This window comes from Rhodothermus marinus (assembly GCF_009936275.1).
Taxonomy (GTDB): domain Bacteria; phylum Bacteroidota; class Rhodothermia; order Rhodothermales; family Rhodothermaceae; genus Rhodothermus; species Rhodothermus marinus_A.
Genome location: NZ_AP019797.1, coordinates 2557851 through 2577058 on the forward strand (window position 1 = coordinate 2557851; position 19208 = coordinate 2577058).

Here is a 19208-nt window from a genome sequence, read left to right on the forward strand (position 1 = left end):
TGTCTCATCGACTTGCTTTCCTGCGGAAGCTACTGCATATTTTCTGCGATGCGCAAGTAAACGAGAAACGCCGGGCATTATGGATCACACCCCGATCCCTTCCGACGATCACCTCTCGTTCGAAGCGGCGCTGACGCGTCTGCAGGAGATCGTGCAACATCTGGAAGATGACCGGCTGGATCTGGAGGCTTCCATTCTGGCCTACGAGGAAGGGCTCAAACTGGCCCGGTACTGTCTGGAGCAGCTCCGCACGGCCGAACTGCGCATTCAGCAACTCTCGCTGGACGGTGAGGACCATCCGGAAAGCCCGGATTGATCCCCTGGCCCTGCCGGGCGTTTAAAGCCCGGCGTTACACCAGTCCAGACCGATCATGACGTTGTTCACAGAACTTCCCGACGAGGCCCGGCTGTGGATCTTCGCGGCCGATCGGCCCCTTTCTGACGCCGAAAGCCAGACGCTGCTGGAGACTCTTACGCCTTTCCTGAAGGAATGGACGGCGCACGGCCTGCCGGTCCGGGGACAGGCTGCCGTGCTGCATCACCGCTTCCTGCTGCTGGCCGGATACGTGCCGGGCGGCGAGATCTCCGGTTGCAGCATCGATGCCGCCACGCGGGCCGTGGAAGCAGCCGCCCGGAAGCTGGGCATCGCCTGGGTTTCGCCGCTGGTGATTTTCTACCGGGACGCTGAAGGCACCGTGCAGCACGCCACCCGTGGTCAGTTTCGTCGCCTGATCGCCGAGGGCAAGGTCACCGCCGAAACGCCCGTCTTCGATCTGTCGCTGACCACCGTCGACGTGCTGCGCCGCGGCGCCTTCGAAAAACCGGCCGGCCGGAGCTGGCACGCCCGCGTCTTTGCCCTGGCGCCGCAGACCTGACCGCCATGGCGCTGCTCAACGGGTTTTTCGATCGACTTCTGCACTGGTTCGTCCACGCCGAAGCCGAACGGCGCGAGATCCTGCTGGGCTCGCTGTTGCTCCTTTTTATCATGTCGGAAGGGTGCCGGGCCCCTTGAACCGGGAACAGCGACCGAGCCATCGGCTTTGTCAGAAAACCTGAACCCATGCATTCATCCCGGGAATCGCTATGCGTCGCGGTGTCTTCGCATTGTTCCTGCTTTGCCTGCTGCCCTCGGCATTGCAGGCCCAGGACTATATCAACCAGACGGCGCTGGAAGACATCCTGGAGCATCAGTACGAGGACCTCGACGCCATTCCCGAAGTCCAGTACCACTACTACATCCTCCACCACAGCTCGGGCAACAATGTGCTGGCCCGCAACACGCTCTACAAGGAGCTGGGCGATGGTGATCTGGAGCTGGGGAAAAAGCGGGCCCGGCTGGTGGAATTGCTCAACCGCGTGCTCATCCGCAACCTGGAAATCGGCGACACGCTGGTCATCCCCAATCGGTTCGATCTGGACTTTCGCGCCTACTCGCCGTTTCCCCGTTACTATCCGGGCGGCCGGGACTTCGACAAGCTCTTCATCATGGACAAATCCATCCAGGCCTTCGGGGCCTACGAATACGGCAAGCTGGTGCGCTGGGGCGTGATCAATACGGGCGCACCCGACAACCCGACGCCCAACGGCCGCTTCAACTTCAACTGGAAGGAAGAATACCGTGTCTCTTCACTCAGTCCGCCCGGTGAACCCTGGGAGATGTACTGGGTCTTCAACTTCCACGATGCACGGGGCATTCACGTGCATCAATACCCGATGCCGACCGGTGGACCCGACAGTCATGGCTGCGTGCGCCTGATCGACGCCGATGCGAAGTGGGTCTTTCACTGGGCCGATCCCTGGCAGACGACGGCGGGCGGCACCGGCATCGCATCGCGCAGGGGGAAGATCATCAAGCAGGGCACGACCGTGCTGGTGATCGGCGAAGATCCGGTGGGACGGCCCCGCCCGTTCATTTTCAAGAAGCAGTACCCGGTGCTGAAGCGGGTGGAGTTGCCCAATCATCCTTACGACGTGCCGCCGGGCACGCCGCAGCAGGAGTACTTCGACAAATTGAGGAAGGCGCGGGAGGGGGCCGGCACCTCGCGCTGACGCGTCAGAAGTAATGGCCGACGGCCCAGATCACCCCGATCAGCAGCAGATACCAGCCGGCCAGGAGCAGGTAAAAACGTAACCGCCCCCATCGTATCCGTGCCGACGGCCACCAGTGCAAATGTAACGCCCGCATCGGTCTGTCCGGTTGAAAGATGCTACAGATCCGGACAGCGAAAACCGTTCCCGATGCCCCGGCGCGCCCTGATGCCCTGATCCGGGCGCGCCGGCGTCTTCAGCTTGTGCACCTTTTGCCCACGTCAGCGCACAGGACGAAACAGCCGATCCCAGCGAATGCGGTGTTGTTCAGGATCCCAGGACAGGTAGACCAGCAGGGCTTTGCCCACGACGTGGTCGGCCGGCACGAGGCCCCAGGCCCGGCTGTCGAGCGAGTTGTCCCGGTTGTCGCCCATGACGAAGTAGTAGTCCTGGCGGATCACGCAGAAACGGCCGGGACGTCCGTCGATCAGGAACGTGCCATCGGGCCGGGGATAGATCTGGTGCCCTTCGAAGCGAATGAGCAACTCTCGATAGAACGGCCAGGTGCGGGGCGTCAGGTAGAGCGTATCACCACGTCCGGGAATGTAGATCGGTCCTCGGTCTTCTTCCCGGCGGGCTTTACGGGCGGCCGCTCCCTGGAGCAGGGCTGCGGCCGAGTACGGCCGCAACGTATCGACCGCGCTCAGGTGGGCAATGTGGCGGGCTACCGCCACCGTGGCATCGAAAAACAACAGACCGGCGCGGTAGGCCGAGCGCGAAACGTTACGGGCGCCGAGAGCCCGCAGTGAATCCGGAGAAAGCAGTGCACCCGGACGCAGCTGGAGCATCCAGCGCTGCTGCACCAGGTCGGGATCGGGAAGCGGCCGGCCGTTGACGTAAACCACTTTGTCCCGGATCCAGAGCGTATCGCCCGGCAATCCCACCACGCGCTTGATGTAATGCGTCTTGCGATCGATCGGACCGGTCTCGACGGGATAGTTGAACACGATCACATCGCCCCGCCGGATCTCGGTAAAGCCCGGCAGCCGCAGGTAGGGCAGCTCTACGCCCGGCACGTACCACGCCGTGAACGGCAACCCCAGCGACATGGGCATCCGGGGTCCGTAGTGCAGCTTGGAAACCAGCACGAAGTCGCCCACCAGCAGCGTCTGCTCCATCGAAGGGGACGGGATGCGATAGGCTTCCAGCGCAAAAATCCGGATGAGCAACGCCAGCGCTACGGCCAGCCCCAGGGCCGTCAGCCAGTCGCGCATGCGCTGCCGCCACCGGCCCGACTGCACAGGCACGTCTCCGGCCTGTTCCGCCAGCTCCTTACGTTCCCGCCCCACCATCACGACACGTCAGCGGATCGGTTTGAAGAGCCGGTTCAGACGCGGTAGATGATGCCGACCGTCCCAGGAGAAGTAAATGAACAGCGCTTTTCCTACCACGTGGTCCATCGGGACGAATCCCCAGAAGCGGCTGTCTTCGGAATTGTCCCGGTTGTCGCCCATGACAAAGTAGTAATCCTGTCGGAACGTGTAGGTGGTGGCCGGGCGGCCGTCGATCAGGAACGTGCCGTCCTGTTGGCGACCGGTCGTGTGCCCCTCGTAGCGCCGGATCACGGGCTCCAGATAGGGCCAGTTCTCCTCCGTCAGCGTGACGTTCAATCCCTGCGCCGGAATGACCACCGGCCCGTAGTTATCCGGCGAGTAGCCCATCCCCGGTGGATACATCAGGTCGCTGTAGGTGCCGCCGCGCGGAATCACCAGCGGCTCCACGCGCTCCACGTAGGGCCACTGGGCGATGGCCTCGGCCGCTCCGGGCGTGGCCATGATGAGCACCTGCCGGGGGTCCGGCGTGGGCTGCACCTCCTCGATGCCCAGCTCGGCCAGGCGCACCTCTGGAAGCATGATGCGCGGATCGCTTTTGATGACCCGCCAGTACTGCTGCATGGTGGGCCGCAGCGACTGCGGCTCGCCGTTGACGTAGACCACCTTGTTCTGAATCCAGAGCGTATCGCCTGGCAATCCCACCACGCGCTTGATGTAGTGCGTCTTGCGATCGATCGGCAGGTCCTCCGGTGGATAGTTGAACACGATCACATCGCCCCGCTCGATCTCGGTAAAACCTGGAAGCCGCGTGTGCGGCAGCGTGAGGCCCGGCACGTAGATTTTGGTGAACGGGATGCCCAGCGAGATGGGCGTGCGCACGCCGTAGTGCAGCTTGGAGACGAACAGGTAGTCGCCCACCAGGAGGGTTTTCTCCATGGAAGGCGTGGGAATGCGGAAGAGATCGAACAGAAACGTGCGCACCACCAGCATGACCACCAGGGCAAAGACCAGCGCCTCGACCCACTCGCGGAGCTTGCTTTTGGGAGGGCGGGCCTGCCCATCGGCCGAAGGCGCGCTCGGCGTATCGACGCGGCCCCGACGCTTCCGGGTGCGCTGCGTGGTCGATTCGGGATGCGTGGCTGCCAAGGCTCGGGAGGGTCTGGTCAGAACAACGTCGGGAAAACGCTACAAACCGTCTCCGGTTCAATCGGTATCCGACAGGCGCGGCCGCCCTGGAATCATCAGGGGCCGTCGAATGGGCTCCAGGAAAAACGTTCGGCCGTCGAAGCCGGTCAGGTACCAGGTATCGGTCTCGCGCTGGTAGTAGTAGTCCACAAACGGTGCGCGACGGGGCTCGGCAATCAGGCGTCCCAGCAGGGCCTGCCGGATCGCCCAGAGCTGGTTCCGGTAGCGCGGGGCACTGGCCACGACAATCCCGCGCTCGAAAGGACCGTTCACATCCATGATCCGGAACGGAATCGAATCGTTGAGCACCAGCCAGTACTCGAACTGGATGTACTCGTCGCGCGGTCGTCGTTGCTCAAGGTCCACTTCAGCCAGGGTGCGGGTCGGATCGCCGAAGTGCGCCTGCAGGCGGGCGCGTAGCTCCGGTGTGCGCAGCGTATCCAGCGGCGTCCAGCTGTTGCTGCCCAGATAGGCCCAGCCGTCCTGCCCGAAGCGCCGCTGGAACCAGCGCTGCTCGAAGCGCCGCACCACGCGCCAGCTTTCCAGTACAAAAGCCGGGGCCGGTTCTTCCCGAGGCATTGCCTGGGCCACCAGACGGCCCAGGGCCGGATACCGCTCATAGAGCGCCAGCGGAAGCGGCTCGGGAGGACGCGGCGGCAGCATGGTGGCCCATTCGACGGCCTGCTGCTGCAGCCAGGCGGTGCGGTAGCTCCACACCAGCGCCCGCTGCGCCTGAATGCGGTGCAGCAGGTGTTCGATGACGCCGTCCTGAGCCACGGCCGGTCCGACCAGCAGCAGGCCGAGCAGCCACCCCCACCACCTGCCGTAGCCTGTCGGGCTTCGGGTCATCGCGTCAGTCTCCCACCGAAAGTACGGCCAGAAAGGCCTCCTGGGGCACCTCGACGCGCCCCACCTGCTTCATGCGCTTCTTGCCTTCCTTCTGGCGCTCCAGCAGCTTGCGCTTCCGGGTGACGTCGCCGCCGTAGCATTTGGCCGTCACGTCCTTGCGGAGCGCCTTGATCGTCTCACGGGCGATCACGCGGGAACCGATGGCCGCCTGGATCGCCACGTCGAAAAGCTGCCGCGGAATCAGCTCGCGCAGCTTCTGCGTCAGCTTCCGCCCCACCTCGTAGGCCTTGCTCCGGTGCACGATCGTCGAAAGCGCATCGACCGGCTCGCCGTTGATCAGAATGTCCAGCCGCACCAGATCGCTGGGCCGGTAGTCCAGGATCTCGTAGTCGAACGACGCGTAGCCGCGGCTGACGCTTTTGAGCTTGTCGTAAAAGTCGAAGATGATCTCGGCCAGCGGTAGCTCGTACTGCAGGTTGACGCGCGTGCGATCCAGATACACCTGGTTGCGATAGACGCCGCGCCGATCCTGACAGAGCTGCATCAGCGGGCCGATGTACTCGGTGGGTGTGATGATGTCGGCCCGCACGTAAGGCTCCCGGATCTCGGCGATTTTGCCGGCGTCGGGCATCTCGCTGGGGTTGTCCACCGTGATCACCTCGCCGGAGCGCAGCACCACTTGATATTCGACGTTCGGCACGGTGGTGATGATGTCCAGGCCGAACTCGCGCTCAAGGCGCTCCTGGACGATCTCCATGTGCAGCAGCCCCAGAAAGCCGATGCGGAAGCCGAAGCCCAGCGCAGCCGACGTCTCGGGCGTAAAGGTCAGCGAGGCGTCGTTCAGCTGAAGTTTTTCCAGCGATGCCCGCAGCTCCTCGTACTGCTCCGGATTGGTTGGAAAGACGCCGCTGAAGACCATGGGCTTGACCTGTCGGAAGCCCGGAATCGGCTCGCTGGCCGGACGGTGCGCGTGCGTGATCGTATCGCCCACGCGGGCCGAACGGATGTCTTTGATCGAGCCGATCACGTAGCCCACCTCGCCGGCCCGGAGCATTTCCACCGGTTGCCGCTCCAGCCGCAGAATGCCGATCTCTTCGGCCACGTACTCGCGGCCGTTCGACATGAAGCGGATGCGCTCGCCGGTCTTCAGCGTGCCTTCGAAGACGCGCACGTAGACGACGGCCCCGCGGTAGGTGTCGAAGACCGAGTCGAACACGAGCGCCCGCAGCGGCGCCTCCGGGTCGCCCTTGGGCGGCGGAATGCGCTGCACGATGCGCTCCAGCAGCTCGGGCACGCCCTCGCCCGTCTTCGCGCTGATGCGCAGAATGTCCTCGGCCGGCTCGCCGATCAGCTCTTCGATCGACTGCGCCACCTCGTCGGGTCGGGCGTTGGGTAGATCGACCTTGTTCAGCACCGGAATGATCTCCAGGTCGTGCCCGAGCGCCAGGTACAGGTTCGAGATGGTCTGGGCTTCGATACCCTGGGAGGCATCGACCACCAGGATGGCCCCTTCACAGGCCTTGAGCGCCCGCGACACCTCGTAGGTAAAATCGACGTGTCCGGGCGTATCGATCAGATTCAGGATGTACTCCTCCCCGTCGCGCGCGCGGTACTTCATGCGGATCGCATGGCTTTTGATCGTGATCCCGCGCTCGCGCTCCAGATCCATGCTGTCGAGCACCTGGTCCTTCAGCTCCCGCTCCGAGAGCGTGCCGGTCAATTCAAGGAGCCGATCGGCCAGCGTGCTCTTGCCGTGGTCGATATGGGCAATGATACAGAAATTTCGAATCCGGTCGCGATACGAAGCCATAGCCTGCACGTCACCACACAGAGCTTTCGGAATGCAGCGCTGATATACCGCCCGGAATCTCCGGGTTCCGCCCGCTCAGGATTCCTCGACGGGCTGTTCCGAGGCGGTTGCCGCCATAACGGCCGCCTGCTGGCGGCGATGGAACTCTTTCTGGAAGAGCAGCAGGCCCACCACGCCGATCACGATGGCCATGTCGGCCACGTTCCAGATGGGGAAAAGGGCCACGTAGGCCCCGCCGATGAAAGGGATGAACTCAGGCAGGTAGCCACGCCAGAGATCCACGTGGATGAAATCGACCACGCGCCCGTGGAAAAACCCGGCGTAGCCGTACAGCAAGCCATAAAAGAGGCGATCGATGATGTTGCCCAGCGCCCCGCCCAGGATCACGGCCAGACTGGCCCGGTACGGGGCGTAGCCGTCTCGAATGCGGTAAAGGTACCAGGCGATCAGCACCGTGGCCACGATGGCCAGCACCGCCACGGTTCCCGGCGGTCCGAACGACAGTCCGAAAGCCATGCCGGGATTCTCCGTGTAGGTGAGCTTGAGCCAGTCGTCGATCACAGGAATGGACTGGCCGGGGTACATGGTCTGGACCACCAGCACTTTCGTGAGCTGGTCCACCAGTACCACCAGCAGCGTGACCCAGAGCATGCGCATGAGATCGACCCGGCGCACCGGAAGCGGTTTATTTCTTTTTCAGCTTGGCCTCGATCGAGACCTCCGTGTGCGGCACCGCCTCCAGGCGCTCACGGGGAATGGGCTTGCCGGTCACCTTGCAGATGCCATAGGTCTTGTTCTTGATGCGCTCGAGCGCCCGGTCCAGATGGCTGATGTACTTCTGCTGGCGGGCGATCATCAGGAAGAGTTTTTCGCGCTCCATGGCATCGGTGCCGGCGTCGGCCATGTGGAAGCTGTAGGCGGTGTCGGTGCCGCCCTGCTCGCGCGCATCTTCCAGTTGCGCCTTCATGCGCTCGATGTCCTCCACCGCCTGCCGGCGCTTCTCCAGAATCAACTGCCGGAAGTATTCCAGCTCTTCGTCCGTGAACGGAGTCCGACGCACAGGCTCCGCGGCTTCCTGCGCCGACGCCTCCGGATTCGGCGTGGCGTTGTGCTCCTGCTCGTACTTTTCCGCCATAGTACCTGCCGAACTTGATGTTACCGCCTCCCAAAAGCTCTAAAAAACAAAGGCAGCAGGCAGGAAATCAGGCCTGCTGTCCTGTGGTGGTCGCTACCGGCACGCGTTGTACGCCTACCGTGAAGGTCTCCCCATCGATGTCGAACGTCTCTACGTGGGTGCCCGTAGGCTGCTCGGACGGTTGCAACGCTACGGCCAGCGTCTCGTTCCGGACCCAGTCGGCGTGCCGCTCCAGCGCACGCGCCAGTTGTCCTTCGGCCCGGTAGCTGACCACGATGCGGTCGGTCACCTCGAATCCGGCCTTTTTGCGCAGATTCTGGATGCGGTTGATGGCCTCGCGGGCCAGCCCTTCCAGAAGCAGTTCCTCGGTCCGGTTCGTGTCGAGCGCCACGGTCACGCCGTCTTCCTGACCCACGAGCCAGCCTTCGATCCCTTCGCTCTTGATCTCCAGATCTTCGGGACCCAGTTCCACCTGCTGGCCGTCCACCTCCAGCACCAGCTTCCCTTCCCGAAGGTACCGATCGATCTCCTCCTCCGTGAGCTGGGCCACGCGGGCGGCCACGCCTTTCATGAGCTTGCCCAGCTGCTTCCCCAGCCGGGGATAGTTCGGCTTGGCCGTGCGGCGCACCACACGACTGGTGCCCTCGACGTACTCGATGTCCTTGACGTTGACCTCTTCGAGGATGAGCGGCCGCACCGACTCGACCACCTCGCGATCGACGCCGGTGCCCGTCACCACCAGAATGCGGGGGAGCGGCTGCCGGACGTTGATCCGGGCCTGGTTGCGCAACGCAAGCACGATCGAGACGATCGTCCGCGCCAGCGCCATGCGCTGTTCCAGCACCGAATCGATCACCGACTGGTCCACCTTCGGGAAGTCGGCCAGGTGCACCGACTCAGGCCCCTTCACCTCGCTGCCTTCCTGAAGCGCCCGGTAGAGCCACTCGCTGAAGAACGGCGCGATGGGCGCCATCATCAGCGCCGTGGTCTCCAGGCATTCGTAGACGGTCTGGTAGGCGGCCTGCTTGTCGCGCTCGTTCTCCTGCTCGCCCGTACGGGCGCTCCAGAAGCGCCGCCGCGAACGCCGGATGTACCAGTTCGACAGCTCGTCCACAAAGCGTTCGATGGCCCGCGCCGCCCGTGTCGGGTGATAGTCCTCGTAGGCCGCCTCCACCTCGGCCAGCGTGCTGTTGAGCCGGCTGATGATCCAGCGGTCCAGCTCGGTGCGTTCGCCGACGGGCATGCGCTCGGCGGGATAGACGAAGCCGTCCACGTTCGCATACGTGGCGAAAAAGGCGTAGACGTTCTCCAGCGTGTTGAAGAAGCGACGCCGCGTGGCCTCCAGCTCGCGCTCCGAAAAGCGGATGTTCTCCCACGGCGGCGCGTTACTGATCATGTACCAGCGCACCGGATCGGCCCCGTAGCGCTCGACCACGTCGAAGGGATCGACCACGTTGCCCTTCGACTTGGACATCTTCTCACCTTTCTCGTCGAGCACCAGGCCGTTGACCACCACGTGCCGGAAGGCCACGCTGTCCATCACCATCGTGGCGATGGCGTGCAGCGTGTAGAACCAGCCGCGCGTCTGATCGACGCCTTCTGCAATGAAGTCGGCCGGGAAGGTGCGCCGGAAGGCTTCCTGGTTCTCGAACGGGTAGTGCCACTGGGCGAAGGGCATCGCGCCCGAGTCGAACCAGACGTCGATCAGGTCGGGCACGCGGCGCATTGTGCCACCGTCGGGCGCCGGCCAGGTGAGCCGGTCCACAAAAGGCCGGTGCAGGTCCAGCTCGCCGGTCTCCGGGTTGTAGGCCTCGGGCGGAAACGTGCCGCCCAGCTTCTGCCGGAGCTCTTCAATCGAACCGATGACCTCGATGTAGTCCGGATTGCGGTCGCTCTGCCAGATGGGGAGCGGTGTGCCCCAGTAACGCTGGCGGCTCAGCGCCCAGTCCACGTTGTTGCGCAGCCACTCGCCGAAGCGTCCCTCTCCGATCGACGGCGGGTGCCAGTGAATCGTCTGGTTCAGTTCGATCATCCGGTCTTTGACGGCCGTGGTCCGGATGAACCAGCTCTCGACCGGATAATTCATGAGCGGCGTGCCCTTGCGCCAGTCGTGCGGGTAGTTGTGCCGGTAGGTTTCCTGGCGAAAGAGCAGCCCGCGCTGTCGCAGATCACGCAGAATGACCTTGTCGGCGTCCTTGAACCACAGGCCGGCCACCAACGGCGCCTCGTCGGTGAAGGTGCCCTCGGGTGTGATCGGATTGATCATGGGCAACCCTTCCTTCTGGGCGGCCTCGTAGTCCTCGGCACCGAAGGCCGGCGCCATGTGCACGATGCCCGTCCCTTCCTCGGTCGAGACGAAGTCGGCCGCGATGACCCGCCAGGCTTCCCCTTCCTTGAAGCGATCCTTGAAGTACGGAAACAGCGGCTCGTAGCGCGTGCCGACCAGCGCCCGGCCCGGGAAGGTCTCGACCACCTCGACCGACTCGTCCCGCAGCACGTCCAGTCGATCCTGCGCCAGGATCAGGTACTCGGTGCCCCGTTCCGGGTCTTCACGGCGCACCTTGACGTAGGTGATGTCGGCCCCGACGGCCAGTGCCACGTTCGAGATGAGCGTCCAGGGCGTCGTCGTCCAGGCCAGCAGGTAGGTGCGTTCGGCCCCCAGTACCGGGAAGCGCACGTACGCGCTGGGGTCGTCCACTTCCCTGTAGCCAAGGCTCACCTCGTGCGAGGAGAGCACCGTGCCGGAGCCCGGGCTGTACCACTGGATCTTGTAGCCCTTGTAGAGCAGCCCTTTCTCGTAGATCTGCTTGATCAGCCACCAGACGGTTTCGATATAGGTGTTTTCGAACGTGATGTACGGGTGTTCGAGATCCACCCAGTAGCCGATCCGCTCCGTGAGCTGGTCCCAGAGTTCCTTGTAGCGCAGCACGCTCCGGCGGCAGGCCGCATTGTACTTTTCGATACCGAATGCCTCCACCTGCGCCCGTCCTTCCAGGCCCAGCTCCTTTTCAACCTCGATCTCCACGGGCAGCCCGTGCGTGTCCCAGCCCGCCTTCCGCTCCACGCGGAAGCCCTTCATGGTCTTGTAGCGACAGAAGATATCCTTGATCGTCCGGGCCAGGACGTGATGGATGCCGGGCTTGCCGTTGGCCGTGGGCGGCCCTTCGTAGAAAGAGAAGGTAGGTCCGTTTTCCCGCTGCGCAATGCTCCGCGGAAAGATCTGGCGCTCTTTCCACCAGCGCAGGACTTCGTGCTCGATCTCCGGATGCCGAAACTGCTCAACCTGCTTAAAGCGCTTCATGCCTATCGGTACCGACGTTGACTGCTTGGTCTGCGCGTTCAGGAATCCCTCAAAAATACGCAATTCCGTCGCCGCGCGTGCCCCCGGCCCGTTAAGAATGCAGGAGAAACACAACCCTGCGCGGCCACTCACGCTGTTTGACAGGGACCTCCCCGACAAAAAAGGGCGACCACCGGTCGCCCTTTTTTGTCGGGATTGACATGGCGCTACTGTTCCAGCACAACCAGCCGGGTGACGGCCGTGCCGCCGCCCATCTGGGCCGGAAGCTGCTGCTCGGTCAGTACGCTGAAGTGCGGCGCCTCGCGGAGTACGTGCATCGTACCGCTGCCCGGCCCACCGTCGAGCATCTCCAGACGCACCACGTACACTTCGAACGTACCGGCCGGGGTCTCGACCGTCTGCGTGCCGGTCACCTGCAGCTTCACGGGCCGCACCTCCTGCTGCTGCGGATTGAATATGCGAAGCGTCGCCTCGTAGCCTTCCGTCAGCGGAAGCCCGGCCACGTACAGATCGAACGCCCCGCCGTCTCCTACAACCGGTGCGTCCAGTTCCTTATCGATCGCCATCGCTCCCATCGGCGACTGCATCCGGCCGGTGATCCGCTCGTCCGCATAGGTCAACACCAGCGTGCCCATACCCCGCGCCGCACGTCGGATGGGCCGGAGCGTACGCCGATCCACCCACGACGTGTCGGCGGTCTCGCCCATGGGCATGCGCACGTGATCGACGATCATCCACGCCGGGCGGCCTTCCAGCTCCACCGCCTGCACCGTACGCTCCGAGCCGAGCGTGAAGGTCTGACCCTGCACCTGAATGGTGGTCTCGTAGCGTAGTTTGAGGGGGCGGATCCGGTCGCCGTCTGCTTCCGGAAGGGCCCCGCGCTGCGCCCGGGCCAGCGCCAGCGTGTCGGGAAGCGTCACCGTGGCCGGGTCCACCATGAGCGAGGCCAGGTGTGCCGCCAGCTCCGGACTCATCTCCTCCTGATAGCGCCCGCCCAGATGCCGCGCCAGGAAACGCTCGATCTCGGCGATCATGGCCAGTCGGTTCATTTCGCCCCGAAAGCCGTGCCCTTCGTCGGGCGCCACCATGTAGGCCACTTCTACGCCGTTGTCGCGGGCGGCCACCACGATCTGGTCGCTTTCGGTCTTCTTGACGCGCGGATCGTTGGCGCCCTGGATGACCAGCAGCGGCGCCCGAATGCGGTCGGCGTGGTAGAACGGCGACTGGGCTTTCAGCCGCTCCCGGTCGGCCGGATCGTCCGGATTGCCCACGCGCGTGTCGAAAATCCGCCGTGCAGCCGCCCAGTAGGGCGGAATCGTCTTGAGCAGCGTGAGCAGGTTCGAGGGGCCCACGATCGACACGCCGGCCGCATACAGCTCGGGCGTGAAGGTCAGTCCGGCCAGCGTGGCGTACCCGCCATAGGAGCCGCCCATGATGGCGATGTAGTTCGGATCGGCAATGCCGCTTTCGATCAGGTAACGCACGCCGTCCGTGACATCGTGCTGCATCACGCCCGTACCCCACTGCTTGTTACCCGCATTGAGAAAGGCCTTCCCGTAGCCGGACGATCCCCGGAAGTTGGGCTGCAGCACGGCGTAGCCCCGGTTGGCCAGGAACTGCGCGAAGGCATCGTAGCCCCACATGTCGCGCGACCACGGACCACCGTGCACCAGCACCACGGCCGACAGACCCCGCGGCTCGACGCCCTTCGGGAGGGTCAGGTAAGCCGGAATCTCGACGCCATCACGTGCCCGGTAGCGAATGGCTTTCATGGGCGCCAGGTGCTCGCTCGGAAGCTCCGGCCGGCTCCGGTAGAGCAGCTCCACCCGACGCTGCTGCCGGTCGTACAGGTACACGGCACCCGGATCCACGTCGCGCTGCACCGTCACCAGCATCAGCCGTTCGTCTTCGGTGGTCGAGCCCGGATACAGCTCCCCTTCCGGAAGCTGCGACCTGAGAAATTCCAGATCCTGCGCCAGTTCCTCGGTCTTCGGATAGATCCGGAGCCGGTCGCCCACGTAGTAGGTGGCGATCAGTTCTTCCGTCCGATCCGAAAACGCCGCCCCGCCGAAGTCCACCTCACCTTCCGGATCGCGTTCCACGAACGTTTCTTCGCCGGTTTCCGGATCGAAGCGCACCAGTTCAGTCAGGTCCCGATCGCCCCGGTTTGTAATCAGATAGACGTGGCGGCCGTCTTTATGGAAGCGAAGTGGACTGCAGGACTCCTCCACCGAGCAGGTATAGACCGGCGTCAGCGAGTCGCCGTCCACCCGGAGGATTTCCGTGCTGCCGTCTTCGGCAATGCGCGTGGCCAGCCGAAGACGGCCTTCCAGGTCGAACGTGAAGCCGGCCAGCTCCTGCTCGTTCTTGAGCACGAGCGTACGTTCGCCGGTGGCCAGATCGATCCGGTACACGTCGTGCCAGCGCGGGTCTCGGTCGTTCAGCCCCACCAGAATCTGCCCGGGCGTGGCCTCGGGCACCGCGTAGATGACGGCCCGCGTGTTCTCGTAGGGCGTCAGGTCACGCGCCGGCGGCACGCCCGTTTCAGGATCGGGCGGAAGCGTGGGATCGACGGCATAAACGTGAAAGTCTTCGTTGCCGCCCTTGTCCTGCACGTACAGCACGTAGCGGCTGTCTTCGCTCCAGAAGTAGCCGGGCACGGGCCGCTCGTCGGCCGTCAGCGGTCGGGCGGCCTCGAAGGGCTCGTCGATGCCTTTGATCCAGATGTTGCGGACGCCGTTGTAAGGCTTGAGGAAGGTCAGCCAGCGGCCGTCCGGTGAGAGCTGCGCCCCGGAGATTTCCGGATCGCCGAAGAACAGTTCGCGGTCCAGCAGCGGCGGCAACTGGTCCAGATACGGTCGTGGGGGCACCTGCGCCTGCAGCGTCGCGGCGAGCCCCAGCATGCAGATCAAAAACAACCAGCGAGACATGAGCCTATCGGGTCTGGTGAAACAGGTCGCAAGTGTCTACGGAAGCGAGTCGGCCGGGTTACACCGTTGAATTCTCGCTCAAAACCTCCGCCGAAGCCTCACGAATTGCGCCAGCAGTTGCACAACTGGGCTTCGGCGGTGTACTTTCTGACGTTACGGTTTTCCCGACCGGAAAGCAACAGGCAAACAACCCGCCGCCATACAATGGACCTGCCGCTGTACTGGACCGCGCTAATCGCTTTCCTGATCATCAACGCCATGCTGCTGACGGCGTCGGTGCTGGTGTACGCCGAACGCAAAATTTCCGGCTTCATCCAGCACCGGCCGGGTCCCAACCGCGTCGGTCCCGCCGGGTTTCTGCAGCCGTTCGCCGACGTGGTCAAGCTGCTCTTCAAGGAAGACATCATCCCGGCCCAGGCCAACCGCTTCATCCATGCGCTGGCGCCCACCATCATGGTGACGATCGCGATGACGGTGCCAGCGCTCATCCCGTTTGCGCGGGGCGTGGTGATCGCCGACATCGACGTGGGGGTGCTGGCCATTCTGGCGCTCACCTCGATCAGCGTTTACGGCATCACGCTGGCGGGCTGGAGCTCGAACAGCAAGTACTCGCTGCTGGGCGGACTGCGCTCTTCGGCCCAGATGATCTCTTACGAGCTGGCCATGGGCACGGCCGTGCTCTCGGTGATCCTGCAGGCCGGCTCGTTGAACGTGAGCGCCATCGTCGAAGCCCAGCGCGACGGGTGGGCCATCCTTGGCTGGCACGTGTTCACGAACCCGATCGGCGCGCTGATCTTCATCGTCACGGCCTTCGCCGAGACGAACCGGCTGCCGTTCGACCTGCCCGAGGCCGAGCAGGAGCTGGTCGGTGGTTACCACACCGAGTACAGCGGGATGAAGTTCGGCATGTTTTTCCTGGCCGAGTACGTGAACCTGTTCGTCGCCTCGTTCGTGATTGCGACGCTCTTTTTCGGCGGGTATCTGGTGCCGTTCGAGCCGCTGTTGCTCAAAGCCTTCCCCGCGCTGGAAGGGAGCGTGCTGCTGGGCCTGCTGCAGTTCCTGTCGCTGCTGGCCAAGACGAGCTTCTTCGCCTTCCTGTACATCTGGGTGCGCTGGACCTTCCCGCGCTTCAAATACAACCAGCTCATGACGCTGGGCTGGAAATACCTGCTGCCCATCGGGCTGGCGAACGTGATCCTGATTGCCCTCGGCGTGGCCCTGTTTTCGTGATCCATGGTGATCCTGGCGCCCTCCATCCTGTCGGCCGACTTTGCCCGGCTGGGCGAGCAATGCCGGGAAGCGCTGGAGGCCGGCGCCGACTGGATCCATATCGACGTGATGGACGGCCACTTCGTGCCGAACATCACGATGGGGCCGCTGGTGGTCGAGGCGCTTCGCCCGCTGGCCGATGAGCTGGGCGCCGTGCTCGACGTGCACCTGATGGTGGAGCGGCCCGAACGCTTCCTGGAAGACTTTGCCCACGCCGGGGCCGACAACCTGACCGTCCACGTGGAGGCCACGCCGCATCTGCACCGGGCGCTGGATCAGATTCGCTGCCTCGGCAAAAAGGTCGGCGTGGCGCTCAACCCGGCCACGCCCCTTTCGGCCCTGGAGGAGGTGCTGCCGCTGGCCGATCTGATTCTGGTGATGACCGTCGATCCCGGCTTCGGCGGTCAGGAATACATCCCCTCCAGCACGACGAAGGTGCAGCGCCTGCGCCGTATGCTGAACGCTATCGGTTCGCACGCCTACATCGAAGTGGACGGCGGCATCTATCCGCACAACGTGGCCGAGGTGGTGCGGGCCGGCGCCACGGTGATCGTGGCCGGAAGCGCCATCTTCAACCGCCACGCATCCATCGCCCAGAACGTGGCGGCCTTCCGCCAGGCGTTGCTGCTGGAGGCCTGAGGCCCACGCCGACGGCCATGACGGCTTCACCCGACATCGTGCAGGTTGCCCTCCCCCTGCCGCTGATGCAGGTCTTCTCGTACCGGGTCCCCCCGGAGTGGCGGGAAGCCGTGCAGCCGGGCTGCCGGGTGCTGGTGCCTTTCGGGCGGCGACACCTGACCGGCGTGGTGGTGCCCGAACCGCCGCCCGATCCGCTCCCTTCGCCGCTCAAATCCGTCCTGGACGTCCTCGACGACACCCCGGCGCTGACCGACGAGCTGCTCCGCCTGACGCGCTGGATGGCCGACTATTACGTATGCGGCTGGGGCGAGGTCATCCGCGCCGCGCTGCCTCCCGGTCTCGAGATCGAAAGCCGCCGCCGCCTGTATCCTGGCCAACCGCCGACGGAGCCGCCCGGCGAACGCACGGCGGCCGTGCTTCGCTTCGTGGCTGAGCATCCGGGCACCACCATCCGCCGCCTGCGCCAGGAGCTGCGCTTCGCGTCCTACGCGCTGCTGCACCGGCTGGTCGCCAGAGGCTGGCTCCAGCTCGAAGAATCGCTCGAAGCCCCGCGCGTCCAGATCAAGAAGGAGCAGCACGTACGCTTTGCGCCGGCCTACCGGACACCCGCCGCCCAGGAAGCGGTGCTGGAGAAGCTGCGGGGCGCCCGTCAGCGGGCACTTGTCACGGCCCTGCAGGCGCTGCGGCTGGAGGGCGTTGCTGAGCCCACCCGAGCCGAACTGCTTGCCCGCGCCGACGCTTCGCCGGCCACGTTGCGTCGGCTGGTCGAGCTGGGCGTGCTGGAACTGGTCGAAAAAGAAGTGATCCGCTCGCCGCTGGAGGCCGAACCGGTACCCGAGGCCGCCCCGGTCACGTTCCACCCGGAGCAGCAGGCGGCGCTGGACCGCATTACCGAGGCGATCGAGGCGCGGCGTTTCGAGACGTTCCTGCTGCACGGAGTTACCGGGAGCGGCAAGACCGAAGTGTACATCGCCGCACTGAAGCGCGTGCGCGCTCAGGGACGGACGGGCATCATCCTGGTGCCCGAGATTGCCCTGACGCCCCAGACAGTGCGGCGCTTCCGCGCCCATTTCGGCGACGAGGTGGCCGTGCTGCACTCGCGCATGAGCGACGGCGAGCGCTACGACACCTGGCGTCAGCTCCGTGCCGGCCGCTACCCCATCGTGATCGGTCCGCGCTCGGCCGTGCTGGCTCCGCTGGAAAACTTGGGGCTGATCGTGGTCGACGAAGAGCATGAGCGCTCCTACAAGCAGTTCGATCCGGCCCCGCGCTACCATGCCCGCGACGTGGCCGTCTACCGCGCCTACCTGAACGGGGCCGTCTGCGTGCTTGGCTCGGCCACGCCCAGCCTCGAAAGCTACCTGAACGCCCGAAGCGGCAAGTACACGCTGCTGGAAATGCGCCGGCGGGCACCGGCCGTCGGGCACACGCCGGCCCGACTGCCGAGCGTCCGCCTCGTCGATCTGCGCCACACGCGCCTGGTCAACGGCAACCCACTGGCGCCGCCGCTGGCGCGGGCCATTGCGCAACGCTTAGAACGTGGCGAACAGGTCATCCTGCTACAGAACCGCCGGGGCTTTGCGCCCGTGCTGGAATGCGCCGAGTGCGGCTGGTCGCCCCACTGCCCGCACTGCTCCGTCACGCTCACCTACCACAAGGTGCAGCACCAGCTACGCTGCCACTACTGCGGCTACGCTACACGACACCCCGGCACCTGTCGGCAATGCGGCGCGGCGGCGCTCGAACCGCTGGGCATCGGCACGCAACGCGTCGAAGAAGCGCTGCAGACGTTGTTTCCGGAGGCCCGCGTGCTCCGCATGGACCTCGACACCACGCGCGGCCGCCGCGCCCACCACCGGCTGCTCGACCGCTTCGCCCGGGGCGAAGCCGACATCCTGCTCGGCACCCAGATGGTCGCCAAGGGGCTCGACTTCCCGCGCGTGACGCTCGTGGGCGTGGTCAACGCCGACACGGGCCTGCTGCTGCCGGACTTTCGCGCCGACGAACACACCTTTCAGCTCCTGATGCAGGTGGCCGGACGCGCCGGCCGCGCCGATCGTCCCGGCGAAGTGCTGCTCCAGACGCGCAACCCCGATCACCGCGTCTTCCGCTACCTGCTCCGGCACGACTACGTCGGGCTGGCGCGCGAGCTGCTGGCCGAACGGCGACAGCTCGGCTATCCGCCCTACGCCCGGCTGGCCGTGGTCGAGTGCAGCGGCCCCGACGAAGCGCGCGTGGCCGAACTGGCCCGGAGCTGGACCGAACATTTTCGGCAGGTACGCCAGCAGCACCCCGGCGGCCACCTGATCGACGTGCTGGGCCCCACGCCGGCGCTGCACGAACGCCTCAAAGGACGCTACCGCTACCACGTGCTCGTCCGGACGCCCCGCCGCGCCGAGGCGCCCCAACTGCAGTCGCTGCTGCGCCAGACGCTGGAGACCTTCCCACCCCTGCCCCGCGCCTACCGCCTCACACTCGACATCGACCCGGCCGGGCTGAGTTGACGTGGAACCCACCCCCGCCTCGCTTCGTTGAGAAGCGCCTGGAAGGGCAAGTCCCGTACGGCCAGCTCCCTCTGAACCCCGCCAGGGCCGGAAGGCAGCAACGGTAGGAGGTTGTAGCGGCGCGATACGGGGTGCTTGCCCTTCCTTTTTTTTCACGCGTTCGTAGTAAGCCACGGAGGCGTTAGCCGAGGTGGCGCTTTTTCCTGACGGCACGCTGATGCGCT

16 protein-coding genes and 1 other RNA gene are annotated in these 19208 nt (G+C 64.9%); 8 read left to right on the forward strand and 9 right to left on the reverse strand.

Annotated elements, in window-relative coordinates; translation table 11 throughout:
* Positions 1-79 precede the first annotated feature (79 nt).
* The 4 genes from xseB to GYH26_RS11105 all read left to right on the forward strand — a co-directional run bounded on the left by xseB (position 80) and on the right by GYH26_RS11105 (position 2049).
* Positions 80-316 carry an exodeoxyribonuclease VII small subunit gene (gene xseB / locus GYH26_RS11090; protein ID WP_161541704.1) on the forward strand — a complete coding sequence of 79 codons (237 nt, stop codon included), beginning with the start codon at positions 80-82 and terminating at the stop codon, positions 314-316.
* A gap of 55 nt (positions 317-371) precedes the next feature.
* The gene (locus GYH26_RS11095) at positions 372-875 is read left to right on the forward strand and encodes a hypothetical protein (RefSeq protein ID WP_161541705.1); all 504 of its coding nucleotides are present in this window, start codon (positions 372-374) and stop codon (positions 873-875) included.
* Positions 876-880: 5 nt separating this feature from the next.
* Positions 881-1012 (forward strand): hypothetical protein, encoded by a 132-nt coding sequence (locus tag GYH26_RS15360; protein WP_262886180.1) that lies wholly within the window; start codon positions 881-883, stop codon positions 1010-1012.
* Between the two features lie 71 nt (positions 1013-1083).
* Positions 1084-2049, forward strand: coding sequence for a L,D-transpeptidase (locus tag GYH26_RS11105; RefSeq protein WP_012844532.1), 966 nt, complete (start codon positions 1084-1086; stop codon positions 2047-2049).
* Between the two features lie 4 nt (positions 2050-2053).
* Here GYH26_RS11105 and GYH26_RS15365 read toward each other — a convergent pair whose 3' ends face one another.
* The 9 genes from GYH26_RS15365 to GYH26_RS11145 form a co-directional block, all read right to left on the reverse strand.
* A complete protein-coding gene (locus GYH26_RS15365) occupies positions 2054-2185 on the reverse strand; it encodes a hypothetical protein (RefSeq protein ID WP_012844533.1) in 132 nt (43 codons plus the stop codon).
* 124 nt (positions 2186-2309) lie between these two features.
* Positions 2310-3380, reverse strand: a complete 1071-nt coding sequence (lepB, locus tag GYH26_RS11110; protein WP_161541706.1) for a signal peptidase I — start codon at positions 3378-3380, stop codon at positions 2310-2312.
* Between the two features lie 9 nt (positions 3381-3389).
* Positions 3390-4508: a signal peptidase I gene (gene lepB, locus GYH26_RS11115; protein WP_161541707.1), complete on the reverse strand. Its 1119-nt coding sequence runs from the start codon at positions 4506-4508 to the stop codon at positions 3390-3392.
* Positions 4509-4565: 57 nt separating this feature from the next.
* Entirely contained in the window at positions 4566-5396 is an 831-nt protein-coding gene (locus GYH26_RS11120; protein ID WP_161541708.1) for a hypothetical protein, read from the reverse strand.
* Between the two features lie 4 nt (positions 5397-5400).
* Complete coding sequence (gene lepA, locus GYH26_RS11125) at positions 5401-7206, reverse strand: translation elongation factor 4 (protein ID WP_012844537.1); 1806 nt, start codon at positions 7204-7206, stop codon at positions 5401-5403.
* Between the two features lie 75 nt (positions 7207-7281).
* On the reverse strand, positions 7282-7863 hold the full coding sequence (gene lspA / locus GYH26_RS11130; protein WP_161541709.1) for a signal peptidase II: 582 nt from the start codon (positions 7861-7863) through the stop codon (positions 7282-7284).
* A 28-nt stretch (positions 7864-7891) separates the two neighbouring features.
* Positions 7892-8341 carry a TraR/DksA C4-type zinc finger protein gene (locus GYH26_RS11135; protein WP_161541710.1) on the reverse strand — a complete coding sequence of 150 codons (450 nt, stop codon included), beginning with the start codon at positions 8339-8341 and terminating at the stop codon, positions 7892-7894.
* Positions 8342-8408: 67 nt separating this feature from the next.
* The gene (gene ileS / locus GYH26_RS11140) at positions 8409-11642 is read right to left on the reverse strand and encodes an isoleucine--tRNA ligase (protein WP_161541711.1); all 3234 of its coding nucleotides are present in this window, start codon (positions 11640-11642) and stop codon (positions 8409-8411) included.
* 206 nt (positions 11643-11848) lie between these two features.
* Positions 11849-14572, reverse strand: a complete 2724-nt coding sequence (locus tag GYH26_RS11145) for an alpha/beta fold hydrolase (RefSeq protein WP_161541712.1) — start codon at positions 14570-14572, stop codon at positions 11849-11851.
* 204 nt (positions 14573-14776) lie between these two features.
* Here GYH26_RS11145 and nuoH point away from each other — a divergent pair, with 204 nt between their 5' ends.
* From nuoH to ffs, 4 genes are all read left to right on the forward strand, one after another.
* A complete protein-coding gene (nuoH, locus tag GYH26_RS11150) occupies positions 14777-15802 on the forward strand; it encodes an NADH-quinone oxidoreductase subunit NuoH (RefSeq protein WP_161541713.1) in 1026 nt (341 codons plus the stop codon).
* A 3-nt stretch (positions 15803-15805) separates the two neighbouring features.
* Positions 15806-16480 carry a ribulose-phosphate 3-epimerase gene (gene rpe / locus GYH26_RS11155; protein WP_161541714.1) on the forward strand — a complete coding sequence of 225 codons (675 nt, stop codon included), beginning with the start codon at positions 15806-15808 and terminating at the stop codon, positions 16478-16480.
* Between the two features lie 17 nt (positions 16481-16497).
* Positions 16498-18984 (forward strand): primosomal protein N', encoded by a 2487-nt coding sequence (gene priA, locus GYH26_RS11160; protein ID WP_161541715.1) that lies wholly within the window; start codon positions 16498-16500, stop codon positions 18982-18984.
* A 44-nt stretch (positions 18985-19028) separates the two neighbouring features.
* Positions 19029-19128, forward strand: an RNA gene (gene ffs / locus GYH26_RS11165) — signal recognition particle sRNA small type.
* Positions 19129-19208: the final 80 nt, after the last annotated feature.